Raw genomic sequence first — 17736 nt, 5'->3', positions numbered from 1 at the left:
GCTGCGGTCACGGCTGTTCGTACGGGTGGAGGTGAAGACGTGTCGGGCGACCTCGATGCCCTGCTGCGGGTCACGTCCGACACGTATCGCGGCAACACCCCGCCCGACATCGCGTTCGGCACCTACGACGGCGCCGTGGGCAGGCTCGTGCTCGCGGTCACCGCCCGCGGTCTCGTCTCGTGCAGCTACGAGGACGAGAACGTCGTGTTCGAGCGGGTGGCCAAGCAGGTGGGCCGGCTCATCGGCAGCGACGCCCGGCGGCTCGACCCGGTGCGCCGCGAGCTCGACGCCTACTTCTCCGGCCGCCTCCGCGCCTTCTCCACCCGGGTCGACCTGGCCCTGGCCACGCCGTTCGCGCGTACGGTGCTGCAGAAGACGATGGCCGTCCCGTACGGCACGACCACGACGCCGGGCCGCATCGGCGAGCTGATCGGCAGGCCGCGCGCGCTGCGCGCGGTCGGCAACGCGCTCGGCGCCAACCCCGTGTGCGTGATCGTGCCCTGTCACCGGGTGGTGGGCGAGGACGGCGAGCCCGGCGACTACGCGGGCGGCGCCGCCGCCAAGCGCCACCTGCTCACGATCGAGCGGCGCGGCGCCTGACCAGCCCGATCAGCAGCGTCGTCACGGCCGCGACGATGGCCGCGCCGAGCGCGCCGTTCATCCACGGCTCCCTGGTGAAGCCGATGGCGTCGCGCACCCCTGCCCAGAAGCCGTCCCACGGGGCGACGGTCGGGGTCGAGGTGGTCAGCCAGTACGCGGCGAACCCGAAGGCCCACGGCACCAGCATCGACCAGCGGGCCGGGGCGTCGGCGTCGGTGTTCCACCGGCCCGCGCCGCCGAGCAGGAAGTAGTCGACGGCGAGCACGGCGAACATCGGCACGAACACCGCGCCGATCACGCCCAGGAAGGCGCCGTAGGAGGTCACGTCCACCACCAGCGCGATGGCGATGGTGAGCAGGCCGATGACCGTGCTGATGATCCGCCGGTCGACGCGCGGCATGAGATTCTGCAGCGAGACGGTCGTGGAGTAGACGTTGGCGAACGACTGGTCGGCCTCGCGCAGCACCAGGACCGCGAAGAACAGCGCGCCCAGCGGCGCCGCGACGAACGGGGCGAAGACCGCCGTGCTGTCGGCCGCCACCGCCTGCGCCCCGGCGATCGCGACCGCGTACACGCCCAGCGCCAGGCAAGCCACCTGGGCGAGCGTGTAGCCGCCGACCACGCCGGTGAAGGCGGCCCGGCTGGACCTGGAGTGGCGGGCGAAGTCGGCGGCGAGCGGCACCCACGACACCGACAGCGCGATCACGTAGTCGACGGCCGGCGCGAACGCCTCCCAGGACCCGCCGGTCCGCGGCTGGGCGTCGCCCAGGAACTGCACCGCGAACCAGATCATCGCGATGATCACCAGGACGGTGATGTAGCGCCGGATCAGCCGGACGGCGCCCAGCGGCCAGACGCTCAGCACAGTGGTGACCACCCCGGCGACGATCACCCACACCGCGTACGGGACCGTGTCGCCGAAGATGGCCTGGGCGCCCTGGGCGATGACCCAGAGCTCGAAGGCGCCCCAGCCGATCATCTGGACGATGTTGAGCACGGTGGGGATGTACGACAGCCGCGCCCCGAACAGCCCGCGCAGCAGCACCATCGCGGGCTTACCTGTCTGCGTGCCGGGGATGGCCGCCAGCCCCACCATGGTGGTGCCGATCAGGCTGCCGACCACGGTGGCGACCAGGGCGGCGGTCAAGCTCAGCGGCGCGCCGCCGAGCGGGTCGATGAGGAACAGCGCTCCGGAGAACCCCAGCAGGCTGACCGCCAGGTTGGCCCAGAGCGCGCCCTGGTCGAGCACCCCCAGGGTCTTCGGCGGCTCGCCCTCAAGAGTCAGCGGAACTTCGTCGCCATGAATGGCATGCGACATAGCGCACTCCCTACGCCGGCATTACCCGGACAGGTTCATGCGGTCGGCAGCGGCGGTAGCTGCCCTCTCAGCCCGGTTGCCCCGAGCTCCCGCGATGGGCCGAACTCGGCCGGAGATCAACTCCGGCACGCGCCCCCATGATGCACTATTGGTGTGTTTTCGGCCAGTCTGAATCAGGCGACCACGGGCGGCTGACCGGTCTCGCTCACCATGGGCCGCTTGTCGTACTCCCAGGCCTGCATGCCGCCGCCGACGTTGATCGCCTCGCGGCCGAGCCGGTTGAGCCAGGCCGTGACCTGCATCGACCGGCCGCCGACGCGGCACACCACGTAGACGGGGTGGTCGGACGGGACCTCGTCGACCCGCGCCTGGATCTGCGTCATCGGGATGTGGACCGCCTCAGGGGCGTGACCCGCCACCCATTCGTCATGCTCGCGCACGTCGAGCAGGTAGGCGTCGGCGGGCACGTCGCGGACCTCGACCTCGGGAACCGTCATGCGCCCATTCTGCCCCGCCCGGCACGCTGCTCCGCACACCCGGGGCCGCTACTTGAGCAGCTTGGACATGCGGCGGTCGGCCAGCGGCTTCCCGCCGGTCTGGCAGGTCGGACAGTATTGCAGCGCGGAATCGGCGAACGACACCTCGCGAATCGTGTCGCCGCACACGTCACACGGCTGGCCGGCACGGTTGTGGACGCGCAGCCCGGTCTTCTTCTCCGCCTTGAGGTCCTTGGCCGCCAGCCCGCGGGCCCGCTCGACCGCCTCGCGCAGCGTGGTCACGATCGCCTCGTGCAGGTCGGCGACCTGCGTGTCGGTCAGCGTCGACGCGATCTTGAACGGTGACATCCGCGCGGCGTGCAGCACCTCGTCCGAGTAGGCGTTGCCGATGCCCGCGATGATCTTCTGGTCGCGCAGCAGCCCCTTGACCTGGGTGCGGTTGCCGCCGAGGATGCGCTGCAGCGCGGCGACGTCGAACGACGGGCCGAGAGGGTCGGGGCCCAGCGCGGCGACGCCCGGCACCTCGGCCGGGTCCTTGACCACGTAGACGGCCAGCCGCTTCTGGGTGCCGGCCTCCGTCAGCTCGAACCCCGGCGCCAGGCCCTCGGCGTCGGCCGCCAGCCGCACCCGTACGGCCAGCGGGCCCTTGCCCGGCCGGACCGGCTTGGCGCCCGAGAGGTCGTCGCGCCAGCGCAGCCAGCCCGCCCGGGCCAGGTGGATGACGAGGTGGAGGCCGTCGCAGTCGAGGTCGAGGAACTTGCCGTGGCGCGACACGCCCGTGACGGTCAGCCCGCCCAGCGCGGTCACCGGCGGGTCGAACGTCTTGAGCGCCTGGACGCCCAGCACGTCGACGCCCGCGATCGCGCGTCCGACCGCCCGCTCACGCAGGAACGCGGCGAGCGACTCCACCTCGGGAAGCTCCGGCATGCCCTCCAGCCTACGTGGCGCTAGGGCACGTCCCAGAACGCCAGCTCGTGCGCCATCCCCTCCAGGAACAGCTCCTCGGCCCGCACCGGGTCGGGGTCCGCCTCGTCGATCATCCGCGCGATCCGCTCGGTCAGCGCCGCGAACCCCGGATCGGCGTACGTGTCGACCCAGGCGCGGTAGCGCGGCTCCGCGGGCGGGTTCTCCGCCAGGATCCGCCCCAGCGTCGAGTAGCCCCACATGCACGGGTACAGCGCCGCCAGCCCCTCCCCGTACGAGGCCGCCGCCTCCAGCAGGAAGGTCGTGTACGCGACACAGGCCGGCCCCTTCACGGCCCCGTCCAGATCGGCGCCGAACTCGGCCGACAGCGAACGGTGCAGATCCAGCTCCTCGTGGTAGGTCGAGTGCGCCAGGTCCACCAGGTCACCGACGTGCGCGTCGGGCGCCTGCCAGGCCAGCCTGGCGAAGACGCGCACGTAGTCGAGCAGGTAGAGGTAGTCCTGCTCCAGCCACGACCGGAACACGGGCTCGGGCAGGTCGCCCCTGCCGATGCCGATCACCGTCGGATGCGCCAGCTGGGCCTCCAGCAGCGGCCTGCCGATAACGTGCAACTTTTCCGAGATGGTCATGGTCGCACGTTAGTGTCAGAGGATGAGTGTGACGATCGCGGAGGAGATCCTCCTTCTCGCCTTCGGCGAGGACGACGGCAGGCAGTTGCTCTCCGCCATCCAGCTCGACCCCGCCGTGGCCGGGGCGCTCCTGGCCGAGCTGGCGCTCAACGAGCGCATCACGCTCCGCGACAAGAAGGTGACGGTCGTGAACCCCGCCCCGCTGGGCGACGAGGAGCTCGACGGCGCGCTGGCCCGCATCGCCGAGAGCGCCAAGGAGCGCAAGCCCGCCGCGTGGGTGCAGCAGCTCCAGTCGGGCAAGCTCCGCACCCGGCTGCTGACCCGGCTCGCCACCGCGGGCGTGCTGGCCGAGGAGCGCGGCCGGGTGTTCGGCATCTTCCGCACCACCCGCTGGCCCGAGCTCGACGGCAGCGTCGAGGCCCGGGTGCGGGAGCGGGTCGCGGGCGCTCTCGGCGGCGCCGAGCCCGACCCGCGCACCGCCGTGCTGATCGCGGTCATGCACGCCGCCAAGCTCGACCGCAAGGCGTTCCCCGGCGCCGACAAGGACCGGGTCAAGCAGATCTCCGCCGGGGCCTGGGAGGCCGAGGCCGTGGCGCAGACGATCGCCGCGATCAACGCGGGCGTCTCGATCGCCGTCACCACGGCCGCCATCACCGCGATGAGCTAGTTGGCGTCGATGATCTCCTTCGGCACCGGCTTGTCGGCGGCCAGGGCCTCGAACAAGGCCAGGGCGCTGGTCCTGTCCCACTTGACGGCCTCGCCGCCGGCGACGTTCTCGGTGCCGCCGAAGGGCACCACCGTGGTCACCGGGTTGTCGCCCATGGCCAGGCCCAGCGAGAGCATGTCGAACACGCCGGTGTCCTCGTCGACCGCGACCGCCTCGGTGGCGCTCATCGCCAGCGGGATCGAGGTGAACGGGTTGATCAGGGTGCCGGGGCTGGCCGCCTTCTTCACCACCGCGCCGAGGAACTGGCGCTGCCGCTTGGTGCGTTCGTAGTCGGGCAGGTTGCCGCCCTGGCGGGTGCGGACGTAGCCGAGCGCCTGGGCGCCGGTCAGGGTCTGGGTGCCCTTCTTGAGCTTCAGGCCCGCCTTGGGGTCGTTCACCGCGGCGCGCACGTTGATCTCGACGCCGCCGACGGCGTCCACGATCTCGACGAACCCGGCGAAGCCGATCTCCATGTAGTTGTCGACGCGCACTCCGGTGACCGTCTCGACGGTGCGGACCAGGAGCTTGGGCCCGCCGATCGCGTAGGCGGCGTTGAGCTTGTTGCGGCCCTGGCCGGGGATGGTGACGGCGGAGTCGCGGGGCAGGCTGACCAGCGTCGGCCGGTCGCCGCTCTCCGGCAGGTGGAGCAGCATCATCGAGTCGGTGCGCTGGCCCGCGCTGCTGCCGGTGGCGAGCTTCTTGCGCTGGCGCGCCGACAGGCCCTTGCGGCTGTCGGAGCCGACCAGGAGCCAGTTGGTGCCGGGGGTGTCGGCCGGGCGGCCCTCGTACTCGTCCAGGATCCCGGCGGGCAGCCCGCCCAGCCGGCCGTCGATCCAGACCAGCAGGCCGGCGGCGACCAGCACCAGCGCGGCCACGAGCGCCGCGAGGATCTTGAGGATGGTGGAGCCCCTGATCCGCCTGCGCGGCCGCCGGTCCGACGGGGGCGGCGGCGGCTGCTCGGAGCCGCGCCGCATCGGCTTGACGGGGCTGCCGCCGGAGCGAGGCTTGCCGTAGACCCGCGAACTGGCCCGCGGCACGTCGTCGCCGACCGGTGGCGCGGCCGGCTGCGGGAACTGGTGCGCCGGGGCCCCCGCCGCGCGCAGCCCGTCATTCCTCGGCGGCAGCGGGCGGCGCTCGCCAGGCGAGCGCATGGCCCGCGTCCGGTCGTCCTCAGACACTTGGCTCCTTCTTCCCATCGCTTGACATAGACGCTACGTCCAAGACTTCGCTCAGTGCAGTACACCGGCTGATGTTCCGCCACGGAAAAGTACGCAGAACCGGGCAGATATGACCACCGGAAACACAGAGGGCATGCGCATCGTTAGTTTTATGGACCAGATCTAGAGAAAGGATGATCGTGTCCACTGCGGACCCATGGAGTAGCCGCCCGTGCAGGAGCACGGGTACCCCTGAGAGCTCGCGCCGGTGAGCGCTTATCTGGGCCTCCTCGCCCTCTTCCTGCTCACTGCCGCGACGGGCTACTTCGTCGCCCAGGAGTTCGCCTTCGTCGCCGCCGACCGGGCCGTCCTGCGCGAGCAGGCCGCCGCCGGTGATCAGGCCGCGGAAAAGGCGCTCCGGGTGACTTCTCGGCTCTCGTTCATGCTGTCGGGCGCCCAGCTCGGCATCACCGTCACCGCCCTGCTGGTCGGTTTCCTGGCGGAGCCCGCCATCGCCGCGATCGTACGGCCCTGGCTGACCGACGCCGGGCTCTCGGACACCCTCATCACGGGTCTCTCCGTCGCCATCGGCGTGGGCGTGGCCACCGTGGTGCAGATGGTGCTCGGCGAGCTGGCGCCGAAGAACCTCGGCATCGCCAGGCCGGAGCCGGTGGCCAAGTTCCTCGCCGGCTCGACGCTGGCCTACCTGGCCGTGGTCGGCCCGGTGGTCCGGCTGTTCGACTCCGCCGCCACCGGGCTGCTCAGGAAGCTGGGCATCGAGCCCGTCGAGGAGGTGGAGCACGGCGCCACCCCGGAGGAGCTCTCCCGGATCATCGAGGAGTCCACCGAGGCCGGCGAGCTTACGCCCCGCCTGTCGGAGCTGCTGGAGCGCGCCCTGGAGTTCGGCGACCACACGGCCGAGGAGATCATGGTGCCGCGGCCGCGGGTGGTCACGCTCCGCGCCGCCCAGCCGATCTCCGAGCTGCTGGAGACCATGCGCGCCCGGGGGCACACCCGATACCCGGTGCTCGGCGACGACGGCGACGTGGCGGGCGTGACCGGCGTGCGTGAGCTGCTCGCCTCCGGCGTGGAGGAGGGCACGGTCGGCGACATCACCCGGCAGGCGCTGCTGGTGCCCGACTCGCTGCCGCTGCCCGTGGTGCTCGACCGGATGCGCGTCGCGGGCGACGACCTCGTCTGCGTCATCGACGAGTACGGCGGCCTGGCCGGTGTGATCACCGCCGAGGACCTGGCGGAGGAGCTGGTCGGCGAGCTCGTCGACGAGAACGACCCGGACCCGGTGGGCGCCGTGCGGCAGCCCGGCGGCGTCTGGGAGGTGCCCGGCAGCCTCCGGCTCGACGAGGTCGAGCGGGCCACCGGCATCGCGCTCCCCGAGAGCGACGACTACGACACGCTGGGCGGCCTGATCCTGGCGGAGCTGGGGCGGATGCCCGAGCCCGGTGACACGGTCACGGTGCGGACCGTCGTCGAGGCCGACCCGTTCGAGGCCGAGGACGACGACGCGCAGCTGGCCGAGCTGACGGTGTTGTCCATCGCCAGGCGGGTGCCCGAATGGGTGCGCCTGGCGCCGGTCCAGCAGCACGCGGAGGCGACGACCCGATGACGATGATCCTGATCAGCGTGGCGCTGCTGGCGTTCAACGCCCTGTTCGTGGCCGCCGAGTTCGCCTTCGTGTCCTCCCGGCGGCACCGCCTGGAGGAGATCGCGACGGGCGGCAACCGGATGGTCCGCTTCGCGGCCAGGTCGGCCGCCGGCGGCAGCCGCCAGCTCTCCCTCATGCTCGCCGGCGCCCAGCTCGGCATCACGCTGTGCACGCTGGGCCTCGGGTACGTGACCGAGCCGGCCATCGAGCACTATCTGGAGCCGGTGTTCGCGGCCATCGGCGTGGCCGAGCCGCTGCGCATGCCGATCGCGTTGACGCTCTCGCTGGCCCTGGTGACGTTCCTGCACATGGTGGTGGGCGAGATGGCGCCCAAGTCGTGGGCGCTGACCCACCCCGAGCGGGCGGCCCTGGTGCTCACCCTGCCCTTCCGGGCCTTCACCTGGGTGATGAAGCCGCTGCTGTCGACGCTCAACGGCCTGACCAACCTGCTGCTGCGGCTCTTCGGCGTGCAGCCGCGCGACGAGCTGGCCACGACCAGGACGCCGCGCCAGCTCGCCATGCTGGTCGGCGAGTCCGGCCGGATGGGCCTGCTCGACCGGGAGGAGCACGACCTGCTCACCCGGGCGCTGCGGTTCGAGGCGGCGGGCATCGAGCGGCTCATGGTGCCGATCGACCGGGTCGTCACCGTGCCGCCGCAGGCCGGCACGGCCGAGATCCGCCGCGTGGCGGCCGGCAGCGGCCACCTGCGGCTGCTCGTGAGCGACGGCGGCCGGATGACGGGCGTCCTGCACGCCCGTGACGCCCTGCTGGAGCCCGGTCGTACGGCCGGCGAGCTCGCCAGGCCGGTGCCGGAGCTGCCGAGCCTCACACAGGTCCCCGAGGCCGTGGCGGCGCTCCAGGAGGCGCGGGCGCACCTGGCGCTGGTCACCGGGGCCGACGGGACGATCATCGGGATGGTGAGCCTCACGGACCTGCTGGGGCAGCTGCTGGACACCCGCACGATCGCGGCCTGATATCCCGATTGCTCTGCTGTGAGCGAAAACACAGAGAATGCCCCGGCTGGAAGCGGTTTGAAAGCAAGCTGCAACCAGCCGGGCGTATCTTTCGCCGAGCGACGGCCACAAGAGGACATGAAGTAGACGGAAAAGATGAAGCCCCGGCTCTTGCGAACCGGGGCTCTCTTTCGCCAGTGTGGGTCTGCCGATTTCATCGGCGTGACCGAGGTGGGCGAGGAGGGATTTGAACCCTCACGTCCTTTCGGACACACGGACCTGAACCGTGCGCGTCTGCCGTTCCGCCACCCGCCCTTGTGGGTGCGGAGAAACACTAGCACGTAACAGCCACTGGTACTGAACCCGGATACGATCGCATAAGACACGGGAGCGGAGGAGCTGGGCGCGAGTGCGTGAAGAGCGCCGGGGATCTCCACCCCGTGGTTCGAGCGGAGACCGGGCGCCACGCGCGTCTGGGGGCCGCGATCATATGCACGGAGGAAGGGAGGTACCCGGTGGGAGTCCTTCAGCGCTTCGAGCGACGGCTCGAAGGCTTGGTTGAGGGGGCCTTTGCGCGGGCGTTCAAATCTGACCTTCAGCCGGTCGAGGTCGCCAGCGCGGTTCAGCGGGAGATGGACGAGCGGGCGGCGATCGTCGCCCAGGGCCGTACCCTCGTCCCCAACGACTTCGTGGTGGAGCTGTCCACGACCGACGCCGAGCGGTTGGAGGTCTACGCCGACAGCATCAGCCACGAGCTGGCCAACCTCGCCAGGGAGTACGCCAAGGAGCAGGGCTACTCCTTCGTAGGACCGGTCCGGGTCCGATTCGAGACGGCGGGCGACCTGGCTGTGGGGTTGTTCCGCATCAGGTCCGGCGTCATCCGGGGGGCGACGGTCGAGCAGGACGAGATCCGCCAGCCGACGAGCGACCTGCCCCCGTCCCGGCCCAACGCGTTCAACGGGCGGCCCAGGCTGCTCGTCAGCACTCAGGACGATCCGCAGGGCGACCGCTCCTACGAGCTCACCACGCCGGTGACCTTGCTCGGGCGCGGCACCGACTGCGACCTTCGTCTCGTCGACCCCGGCGTGTCCCGCCACCACGCGGAGCTGCGCGTCGAGGGTCAGCAAGTCGTCCTGGTCGATCTCGGATCGACCAACGGCACTTTCGTCAACGGCCAGCCGGTACGCAGAATCGAGCTCCAGAACGGCACGCGAGTGACGCTGGGACGCACGACTCTGGTGTTCCGGCGCGATTAGAGGTAGACAGACGGTCCATGTCCGAGCTCACGCTGGTGCTGATCCGGCTCGCATTCCTGGCGGTGCTGTGGTTCTTCGTCATCGCCGCGGTCGGTGTGATCCGGACTGACCTGTTCGGGTCACGTACGGCTCCCGCCGGCCCGGGCAAGGGGGCCAAACCCGCCAAACCCGTGGCCAAGCCCAAGAGCAGGAAGGGAGAGCCGCGCCAGCTCATCGTGACGGGTGGCCCGCTGCAAGGCACCACCATTAACCTCACGGAGACGCCCATCACCATTGGCCGGGCGAACGACGCCACGCTGGTAGTCAGCGACGACTACGCATCCAGCCGGCACGCCCGGCTCTTTCCCCAGGACGGTCAGTGGATCGTGGAAGATCTCGGCTCTACCAACGGCACGTATCTCGACCGCTCGAAAGTCACCCGCCCGACCCCGGTGCCGCTCGGTGTTCCGATCCGTGTCGGCAAGACAGTCATTGAATTGCGCAAATGACCATCGCACTCCGCTACGCCGCCCGCTCGGACGTCGGCCTCCTCCGCGAAGGAAACGAGGACTCGGCGTACGCCAGCGGCCGCCTGCTCGCCGTCGCCGACGGCATGGGCGGGCACGCACACGGCGAGGTGGCGAGTTCCGTCGCCATCGCCGCGATGGCCTCTCTCGAAGAGGCCCAGCAGGGGGGTGACCTGCTCAACGCCATCGAGGCAGCGGTACGCGACGCCAATCGCAAGCTGCACGAGATGGTGGGACGGGATCCCAGCCTCAAAGGCATGGGCACCACACTCACCGCCATGCTCTGGAACGGCACCCAGGTCGCCCTGGTGCACGTCGGCGACTCGCGCGCCTACCTGCTCAGACGCGGGGAGCTCTACCAGATCACCCATGACCACACGCTCGTGCAGCAGCTGGTCGACGACGGGCGCATCACCCCGGAGGAGGCCGCGACCCATCCGCAGCGTTCGATCCTGCTGCGGGCGCTCGACGGCAGCGGCGAGGTCGACCCCGACCTGACGCTGCGCGAGGCCCAGGTGGGCGACCGCTATCTCCTCTGCTCCGACGGGCTGTCCGGGGTGGTGAGCGCGGAGACCCTGCACGCCACGCTGACCAACCTCGACGATCCGGAAGAGGTCGTACGCCAGCTCATCGACCTGGCCAACCGCGGCGGCGGGCCCGACAACATCACCTGCGTGATCGCCGACGTGCTGGAGATCACCGACGGGCAGGCGGTGCCCGTCGAGGCCGCCGTCGTCGGCGCCGCCGGCATGACCCGGCTGCACGGCGGCGAGGAGCCGGCGCCGGGGCGAGCGGGCGCGGTGACCGCTCCCCAGCCGGCCATCACCGATGACGATTTCGACGAGCCGGTCGCGCGAGCGTCCCGCAAGTCGGGCAAGCGTCGCCGGGTGTGGCCCGTGCTGGTCACCGTGCTGACCGTGGCCGCCGTCGTCGTGGGCGTCGGCGGCTATTTCGGATGGAAGTGGACCCAAGACCAGTTCTTCGTCGGAGCCTGGGCCGACGAAGTGGTCGTCTTCCAGGGCATCCAGCAGGAGTTGGGCCCCGTGCAGTTCTTCAAGGTGGCCCAACACACCGGCAAGGCCCTGTCCCAGCTGTCGCCGCCTGATCAGGCCCTGGTCAAGGACGGCATCGAGGTCGGCAACGTGGCCGAGGGCCTCACCAAGATCAATACGATGAAGTTCGCGGAACCGACCCCCACCGCGAGCACGTCGCCATCTCCGACTCCCACAAGGACGAAACCCCAATAGATGAGCGAAGTGGCCGCAGCCCCCGTGCCCATGCCCGCCAAGCGACGCATGGCCCAGCTCGTCATGCTCGCGTTCGCGGTCGTCATCACCATGGGCGCCTACGCCAACGTCGGGCTGGCGATGGACGGGGCGATCCCCTCGGGCATGCTGACGTACGGTTTGAGCCTGGGCGGCCTGATGCTGGCCGCCTACCTCGTGCTCGCCAAGTTCGCGCCCTGGGCCGATCCGCTGATCCTGCCGTTGGTGACGCTGGTCAACGGGCTCGGGCTGGTGATGATCTTCCGGTTGTCGGAGACCGACTCCAAGCTGCCGTCGGCCACGCTGGCCTCGCCCAACACGCAGCTGATGTGGACGCTCATCGGCATCGTGCTGTTCAGCGCCACCCTGATCTTCCTGCGTGACCACCGCGCCCTGCAACGGCTCACCTACACCGCGGGCGCGCTGGGGATCGCGCTGCTGATCTCGCCGCTGCTCCCGTTCGTCGGCCAGGAGATCAACGGCGCGCGCATCTGGGTCGGCATCTCCGGGGTCGGCCAGATCCAGCCGGCCGAGTTCGCGAAGCTGGCGCTGGTCATCTTCTTCGCCGGCTATCTCGTGGCCAAGCGCGACGTGCTCGCCCTGGCCGGGCGGCGGCTGCTCTTCATCGACCTGCCACGCGCCCGTGACCTCGGCCCGGTGCTCATCACCTGGGGCATCAGCCTGGGCATCCTGGTCCTGCAGAAGGACCTCGGCTCCTCGCTGCTGCTGTTCGGCACGTTCATCGCGATGCTCTACATCGCCACCCAGCGCATCTCCTGGGTGATCATCGGCATCCTGCTCTTCCTGGGCGGCGCGATCCTGGCCGGCATGGTCTTCGACCACGTCCAGCAGCGCTTCGAGGTCTACCTCGACCCGAGCAACCCCGAGCTCTTCGACGCCGTCGGCGGCAGCGGCCAGCTCATGCAGGGCCTGTTCGCCATGGGGTCGGGCGGCATCCTCGGCACCGGGCTCGGCCAGGGCCACCCGGAGCTGATCCCGCTGGCCTTCTCCGACTTCATCTTCGCCGCCACCGGCGAGGAGCTGGGCCTGACGGGCCTGATGGCGCTCCTGATGATCTACGCGTTGATCGTGCAGCGCGGGCTGCGCGCCTCGCTCGCCGCCCGCGACCCGTTCACCAAGCTGCTGTCCGCCGGCCTGTCGTTCCTGCTGGCCTGGCAGATCTTCATCATCGTCGGCGGTGTCACCAACCTCATCCCCCTGACCGGCCTGGTCACCCCGTTCATGTCACAGGGTGGCTCGGCGCTGCTGTCCAACTGGATCCTCATCGCGCTGCTCGTGCGCATGTCCGACGCGGCGCGCAGGCCGCCGCCCCAGGCGATCCAGAACGAAGGATTGACGCAGGTGTTCCAGCGATGAACCGGACTATCAAGCGCGCGGCCGTCGCCTGCCTGGCGATGTTCGCGCTACTGATGATCAACGTGAACATCCTCCAGGGCGTCCGCGCCACGACCCTGAGCGAGGACGCCCGCAACACCCGCAACTTCTACGAGCGGTACGCGGTGCAGCGCGGGCGCATCACCGCCGGCGGCAAGGTCATCCTGGCCCAGTCGAAGGAGACCAAGGGCGACTTCCGATTCCTCAGGGAGTACCCCGAAGGCCGCCTGTACGCGCACGTCACCGGCTTCTTCTCGCCGGAGAGCGAGTCCGCCATCGAGCGCAGCGAGAACGCCCTGCTCGACGGCTCCAGCGCCTCCCTCCTGCTGCAGCGCGGCATCGACCTGTTCACCGGCGAGCCGACCCGAGGCGCGAACGTCGACCTGACGATCAACCCGGAGGCGCAGAAGGCCGCCTACGACGCGCTGCGCGAGAGCGGCAAGCGCGGCGCGGTGGCGGCGCTCGACCCGAAGACCGGCGGCATCCTCGCCATGGTCTCGCTGCCGACCTACGACCCGGCCGAGCTCTCGGGCACCGACAAGGGCACCGTGTTCGGCCGCTACGACGAGCTGGCCAAGGACAAGAGCCAGCCGCTGCTCAACCGCACCATCGAGCGCACCTACCCGCCGGGCTCGACGTTCAAGGTGGTGACCGCCGCCGCCTTCCTGGAGGACGACTCCGGCCGCGGCGCCGACACCACCGTCGACGCCCCGCAGGTCCTCGACCTGCCCAACACCACCGCCGACCTGCCCAACTACGGCGGCGCGGCGTGCGGCTCCGGCCAGGTCACGCTCCGCTTCGCGCTGGAGAGGTCCTGCAACACGCCGTTCGGCAAGATCGGCATCGACCTCGGCTACGACGCGATGCGCGACCAGCTGGAGAAGTTCGGTGCCGGCGAGCCGCTGGCCGTCCCGATGTCGGTGGCCAAGAGCGACTTCGGCCCCAAGGAAGACGCGGCGGCCGTCGCCCAGGCCTCCATCGGCCAGCGCAGCAACCAGATGACGCCGCTCCAGATGGCCATGATCGCGGCCGGCATCGCCAACGACGGCGTGGTCATGAAGCCCCACCTCGTCAACAAGATCACCGACTCCAACGGCGACACGATCGACCAGGCCGACCCGGAGGAGTTCACCGAGGCGGTCAGCAAGGAGACGGCCGACGAGCTCACCGACATGATGGTGAGCGTCGTGGCCAACGGCACCGCGAACCGCGCGCAGATTCCCGGCGTCCAAGTAGCGGGAAAGACCGGCACCGCCGAGACCGCTCAGGGCCAGCAACCGCACGCCTGGTTCATCTCGTTCGCGCCCGCGGACGACCCGAAGATCGCGATCGCGGTGATGGTCGAGTCCGGCGCCGTGCGCGGCGGCGGGGAGGCGACGGGTGGCGGCACGGCCGCGCCGATCGCCAAGGCAGTGATGGAGGCGGTGCTGAAGTGACGGACGGTAACGTGCTGGACCATGCGGCTCGGTAACCGCTATCTCCTGGTCTCCCGCATCGCCGCAGGCGGCATGGGGGAGGTTTGGCGTGCCCGCGACGAGCTGCTCGGCCGCGAGGTCGCCGTCAAGGTGCTCCACAGCCACATCCACGCCGACCCCGCGTTCCGCGGCCGGTTCCGCAACGAGGCGCGTATCACCGCCGCTCTGACCGACCACGGCATCGCGCAGATCTTCGACTACGGCGAGCAGGCCGACCTGGCCTACCTGGTGATGGAGCTGGTGCACGGCGAACCGCTGTCGGCCATCCTGACCCGCAACGGCCCGCTCGGCGCCGAGGTCACCCTCGACGTGCTCCACCAGACGGCCAAGGCGCTGCACGCGGCCCACTCCTCCGGCGTGATCCACCGCGACATCAAGCCCGGCAATCTGCTGGTGACGCCCGAGGGCACGATCAAGGTGACCGACTTCGGCATCGCCAGGGCCCTGGAGGCGGCGCCGGTGACGCAGACCGGCACCGTCCTCGGCACCGCCCAGTACGTCAGCCCCGAGCAGGCGCAGGGCCTGACGCTCACGCCCTCCACCGACCTCTACTCCCTGGGCGTGGTGGCCTACGAGTGCCTGTCCGGCCGGCCCCCGTTCCACGGTGACAGCGCGGTCGCGATCGCGCTGCGCCACCTCAACGAGCAGCCGCCCCCGCTGGGCGTCGACGTGCCCGCCCCGGTGCGCGCCCTGGTGATGGCGCTGCTGGCCAAGGACCCGGCGCACCGCCCCGGCTCGGCGCTGGAGCTGGCCGACCGGGCGTACGTGCTGCGCGAGTCGCTGACGACCGGCGGCGACACCGCGCTCGGCTCGCTCACCGACCCGGCCGGGTTCCCGGTACGCCCCCGGCAGGAAGACCCGGCGCCGGTCGGACCCGGGACGCTGGGCGGCGCAGCGGCCGTCACGGAGGTGCAGGCGCCGCCGCGGCGGCGCCGGGTCGGACGGACGGTGGCGACGGTGGCCGCGGCCGGCACCGTCGCGGCCGTGGGGTTCAGCGCGCTGGCGCTCGCCCCCATCGCGCAGGCCCCGCTGCCGACCACCCCGGAGACGACGAACTCCCCCCTGCCCGCCTCCGTCACGCCCCGGCAGAAACCGCCGCCCAACAAGACCAAGACCAGTCGGCCCCCGGCGGTTACGGTCAAGTCGACAAGGCCGGTAGCCTCACCGTCGGCTACGGTAAGCAAGTCGGCAACACCGACGAGGCGGCCGACGCCGAGCCCGACCCCGACCAAGACCCGTACCCCGACCCCGACGCCGACCCCGACCCCCACCACGACGCCGACGACCCCGACACCTTCCGCCTCGCCGGACCCGGGTGACTCGAACCCGCCGAAGGAGGAGACGTGATGCGCCAACGGGTCGATGATGGACACCGGCGGCCGCCCCCCGAGCAGGCCGGCACCAAGATGAACGGTAAGGGACAGTGCAGGAAATGACTCAGCCTCGGCTTCTCGGAGGTCGCTACGAGCTCGACGGCGTCGTCGGGCGAGGCGGCATGGCCGAGGTGTATCGCGCCAGAGACATCCGGCTGGACCGGGTGGTCGCGATCAAGACTCTCCGGTCGGATCTGGCCCGTGACCACACGTTCCAGGCCCGTTTCCGCCGTGAGGCACAGTCTGCGGCGTCGCTGAACCACCCGGCCGTGGTCGCGGTCTACGACACCGGTGAGGATGTCACCGACGGCACCCCCGTGCCCTACATCGTGATGGAGTACGTCGACGGCCGGACGCTGCGCGACCTGCTCCGCGCCGACCGGCGGCTGCTGCCGGAGCGCGCGGTCGAGCTGGTCGACGGCATCCTGCGCGCGCTCGACTACAGCCACCGCGGCGGCATCGTGCACCGCGACATCAAGCCGGCCAACGTGATGATCACCACCGCCGGCGACGTCAAGGTGATGGATTTCGGCATCGCCCGCGCGATGGCCGACTCTGCCGCCACGATGACGCAGACGGCGCAGGTCATCGGCACCGCCCAGTATCTGTCGCCGGAGCAGGCCCGCGGTGAGCGCGTGGACGCCCGCAGCGACATCTACTCAACCGGTTGCGTGCTCTACGAGCTGCTGACGGGCCAGCCGCCGTTCACCGGCGACTCCCCTGTCGCGATCGCCTACCAGCACGTCCGCGAGGAGCCGATCCCGCCGTCGCAGATCGACCCGGAGATCCCCCCGTGGTGTGACGCGATCGTGCTCAAGGCCATGGCCAAGGATCCCGCGCACCGCTACCAGAGCGCGACCGAGATGCGGGCCGACATCCAGCGGGCCATGTCCGGCATGCCGGTCGACGCCCAGACGATGGCGATGACCGGCCAGTACGGTCAGGGCACCCGCATGATGACGGCCACCCAGTCCGCCACCGGCCCGGCCACCCAGCGCTCCAACGCCATCCCGGACTACGAGTACGGCGAGGGCGGCGGGCGCGGCGGGCGCCGCCGGGCCAACAACGGCGGCGGCAACGCGGTCAAGACCGCCCTGTGGATCATCATCCCGCTGCTGATCATCGGCGCCTTCGTCACCGTGGGCTACGTCATGTTCAGCGGCGGCGGCAGCCCCTCGGCGCCGACCACGGTCAAGGTGCCGGGGCTGGAGTCCAAGGCGCGCGACTACGCCGAGAGCCAACTCCAGCAGCTCGGCCTCAAGCCGGAGGTCACCGAGGAGTTCAGCACCGAGTTCGACAAGGACACGGTGATCAAGACCGATCCGGCCGAGGGCACCGAGGTGGAGAAGGGCGCCACCGTCCAGGTGTTCGTCTCCAAGGGCCCGGAGAAGGTCAAGGTGCCCGCCGGGCTGATCGGCCTGACCGTCGAAGAGGCCAACGCGAAGCTGTCGGAGCTGGGGCTCACCGGCTCGGTCAAGACGCGGGCGTCCAGCCGGGCCCAGGGCAAGGTCTTCCAGACCGACCCCAAGGCTGGCGCGTCGGTCAACAAGGGCGACACGGTCACCCTCTATATCCCGAAGGAGGCCGTGGCCGTCCCGAGCGTGCTGAGCATGACCGAGGAGGACGCGCGCCGCACGCTGGAGGACGCCGGCTTCAAGGTCAAGGTCGTCACCCAGCCGAGCGACCAGGCCCAGGGCACGGTCATCCAGCAGAACCCGGGTGAGGGCGCCAAGCTGCAGCCCAACATGACGGTCACGATCGTCGTGTCGGAGGGGCCGGCCGCGCCGACGCCGACCGAGCAGCCGTCCGACGACTTCCCGACGGACGACGTGCCGAGCGACGAGCCGACCGACGACGACGGCTTCCCGACGGACGACGAGCCGCCGGAGGACAACCCGATCAGCGACGGCTTCGGCTGATCCGGACCTGACGCAAGGGCCGTCACCCCACTCCGGGGTGGCGGCCCTTCGCTTTCACGGGGCGGCGGAGGGGTTACAGACGAAGAACGCCCCCGCCGCT

General features: G+C 70.7%; 16 protein-coding genes, 1 tRNA gene and 1 riboswitch. Of the genes, 11 read left to right on the top strand and 6 right to left on the bottom strand.

Annotation, left to right across the window (positions count from 1 at the left end; genetic code table 11):
• Window positions 1-39: 39 nt before the first annotated feature.
• Complete coding sequence (locus ACGFI7_RS30715) at window positions 40-600, top strand: methylated-DNA--[protein]-cysteine S-methyltransferase (protein ID WP_393410622.1); 561 nt, start codon at window positions 40-42, stop codon at window positions 598-600.
• Here ACGFI7_RS30715 and ACGFI7_RS30710 read toward each other — a convergent pair.
• The 4 genes from ACGFI7_RS30710 to ACGFI7_RS30695 all read right to left on the bottom strand — a co-directional run bounded on the left by ACGFI7_RS30710 (window position 575) and on the right by ACGFI7_RS30695 (window position 3968).
• The gene (locus ACGFI7_RS30710) at window positions 575-1918 is read right to left on the bottom strand and encodes a purine-cytosine permease family protein (RefSeq protein WP_393410620.1); all 1344 of its coding nucleotides are present in this window, start codon (window positions 1916-1918) and stop codon (window positions 575-577) included. The genes ACGFI7_RS30715 and ACGFI7_RS30710 overlap by 26 nt on opposite strands.
• A riboswitch (TPP riboswitch) is annotated at window positions 1909-2021 on the bottom strand. Its footprint overlaps the gene before it by 10 nt.
• 70 nt (window positions 2022-2091) lie before the next feature.
• On the bottom strand, window positions 2092-2415 hold the full coding sequence (locus tag ACGFI7_RS30705) for a rhodanese-like domain-containing protein (protein ID WP_393410618.1): 324 nt from the start codon (window positions 2413-2415) through the stop codon (window positions 2092-2094).
• 48 nt (window positions 2416-2463) lie between these two features.
• Window positions 2464-3342: an Fpg/Nei family DNA glycosylase gene (locus ACGFI7_RS30700; RefSeq protein ID WP_393410616.1), complete on the bottom strand. Its 879-nt coding sequence runs from the start codon at window positions 3340-3342 to the stop codon at window positions 2464-2466.
• A gap of 20 nt (window positions 3343-3362) precedes the next feature.
• Complete coding sequence (locus tag ACGFI7_RS30695) at window positions 3363-3968, bottom strand: TenA family protein (protein WP_393410614.1); 606 nt, start codon at window positions 3966-3968, stop codon at window positions 3363-3365.
• 22 nt (window positions 3969-3990) lie between these two features.
• Here ACGFI7_RS30695 and ACGFI7_RS30690 point away from each other — a divergent pair, with 22 nt between their 5' ends.
• Complete coding sequence (locus ACGFI7_RS30690) at window positions 3991-4635, top strand: GPP34 family phosphoprotein (RefSeq protein ID WP_393410612.1); 645 nt, start codon at window positions 3991-3993, stop codon at window positions 4633-4635.
• On the opposite strand, the gene ACGFI7_RS30685 is transcribed toward ACGFI7_RS30690, so the two are convergent.
• Complete coding sequence (locus ACGFI7_RS30685; RefSeq protein WP_393410610.1) at window positions 4632-5852, bottom strand: LCP family protein; 1221 nt, start codon at window positions 5850-5852, stop codon at window positions 4632-4634. The genes ACGFI7_RS30690 and ACGFI7_RS30685 overlap by 4 nt on opposite strands.
• A gap of 247 nt (window positions 5853-6099) precedes the next feature.
• Between ACGFI7_RS30685 and ACGFI7_RS30680 the strand changes: the two genes are divergently transcribed.
• Window positions 6100-7455: a hemolysin family protein gene (locus ACGFI7_RS30680; protein WP_393410608.1), complete on the top strand. Its 1356-nt coding sequence runs from the start codon at window positions 6100-6102 to the stop codon at window positions 7453-7455.
• Window positions 7452-8468, top strand: coding sequence for a hemolysin family protein (locus ACGFI7_RS30675; RefSeq protein WP_393410606.1), 1017 nt, complete (start codon window positions 7452-7454; stop codon window positions 8466-8468). Before ACGFI7_RS30680 ends, ACGFI7_RS30675 begins: the two co-directional genes overlap by 4 nt.
• Before the next feature lie 211 nt (window positions 8469-8679).
• Here ACGFI7_RS30675 and ACGFI7_RS30670 read toward each other — a convergent pair.
• Window positions 8680-8762: transfer RNA gene (locus tag ACGFI7_RS30670), tRNA-Leu, on the bottom strand.
• A gap of 200 nt (window positions 8763-8962) precedes the next feature.
• Here ACGFI7_RS30670 and ACGFI7_RS30665 point away from each other — a divergent pair.
• The 7 genes from ACGFI7_RS30665 to pknB all read left to right on the top strand — a co-directional run bounded on the left by ACGFI7_RS30665 (window position 8963) and on the right by pknB (window position 17636).
• A complete protein-coding gene (locus ACGFI7_RS30665; protein ID WP_393410604.1) occupies window positions 8963-9703 on the top strand; it encodes an FhaA domain-containing protein in 741 nt (246 codons plus the stop codon).
• Between the two features lie 17 nt (window positions 9704-9720).
• Window positions 9721-10191: an FHA domain-containing protein gene (locus ACGFI7_RS30660; RefSeq protein WP_393410602.1), complete on the top strand. Its 471-nt coding sequence runs from the start codon at window positions 9721-9723 to the stop codon at window positions 10189-10191.
• Window positions 10188-11456 (top strand): Stp1/IreP family PP2C-type Ser/Thr phosphatase, encoded by a 1269-nt coding sequence (locus tag ACGFI7_RS30655; RefSeq protein WP_393410600.1) that lies wholly within the window; start codon window positions 10188-10190, stop codon window positions 11454-11456. Before ACGFI7_RS30660 ends, ACGFI7_RS30655 begins: the two co-directional genes overlap by 4 nt.
• Window positions 11457-12851 (top strand): FtsW/RodA/SpoVE family cell cycle protein, encoded by a 1395-nt coding sequence (locus ACGFI7_RS30650; protein WP_393410598.1) that lies wholly within the window; start codon window positions 11457-11459, stop codon window positions 12849-12851. It abuts the gene before it with no gap.
• Window positions 12848-14305 (top strand): peptidoglycan D,D-transpeptidase FtsI family protein, encoded by a 1458-nt coding sequence (locus ACGFI7_RS30645; protein ID WP_393410596.1) that lies wholly within the window; start codon window positions 12848-12850, stop codon window positions 14303-14305. The genes ACGFI7_RS30650 and ACGFI7_RS30645 overlap by 4 nt, the downstream gene beginning before the upstream one ends.
• A 21-nt stretch (window positions 14306-14326) precedes the next feature.
• Window positions 14327-15691 carry a serine/threonine-protein kinase gene (locus tag ACGFI7_RS30640; protein WP_393410594.1) on the top strand — a complete coding sequence of 455 codons (1365 nt, stop codon included), beginning with the start codon at window positions 14327-14329 and terminating at the stop codon, window positions 15689-15691.
• An 85-nt stretch (window positions 15692-15776) separates the two neighbouring features.
• Entirely contained in the window at window positions 15777-17636 is a 1860-nt protein-coding gene (gene pknB / locus ACGFI7_RS30635; protein WP_393410592.1) for a Stk1 family PASTA domain-containing Ser/Thr kinase, read from the top strand.
• Window positions 17637-17736 lie beyond the last annotated feature (100 nt).

Origin of the sequence: Nonomuraea sp. NPDC048826 (genome assembly GCF_043198225.1) — a bacterium.
Taxonomy (GTDB): domain Bacteria; phylum Actinomycetota; class Actinomycetes; order Streptosporangiales; family Streptosporangiaceae; genus Nonomuraea.
The sequence above is the reverse complement of the archived record's forward strand: the minus strand, read 5'-3'. Positions and strand labels throughout refer to the sequence as shown.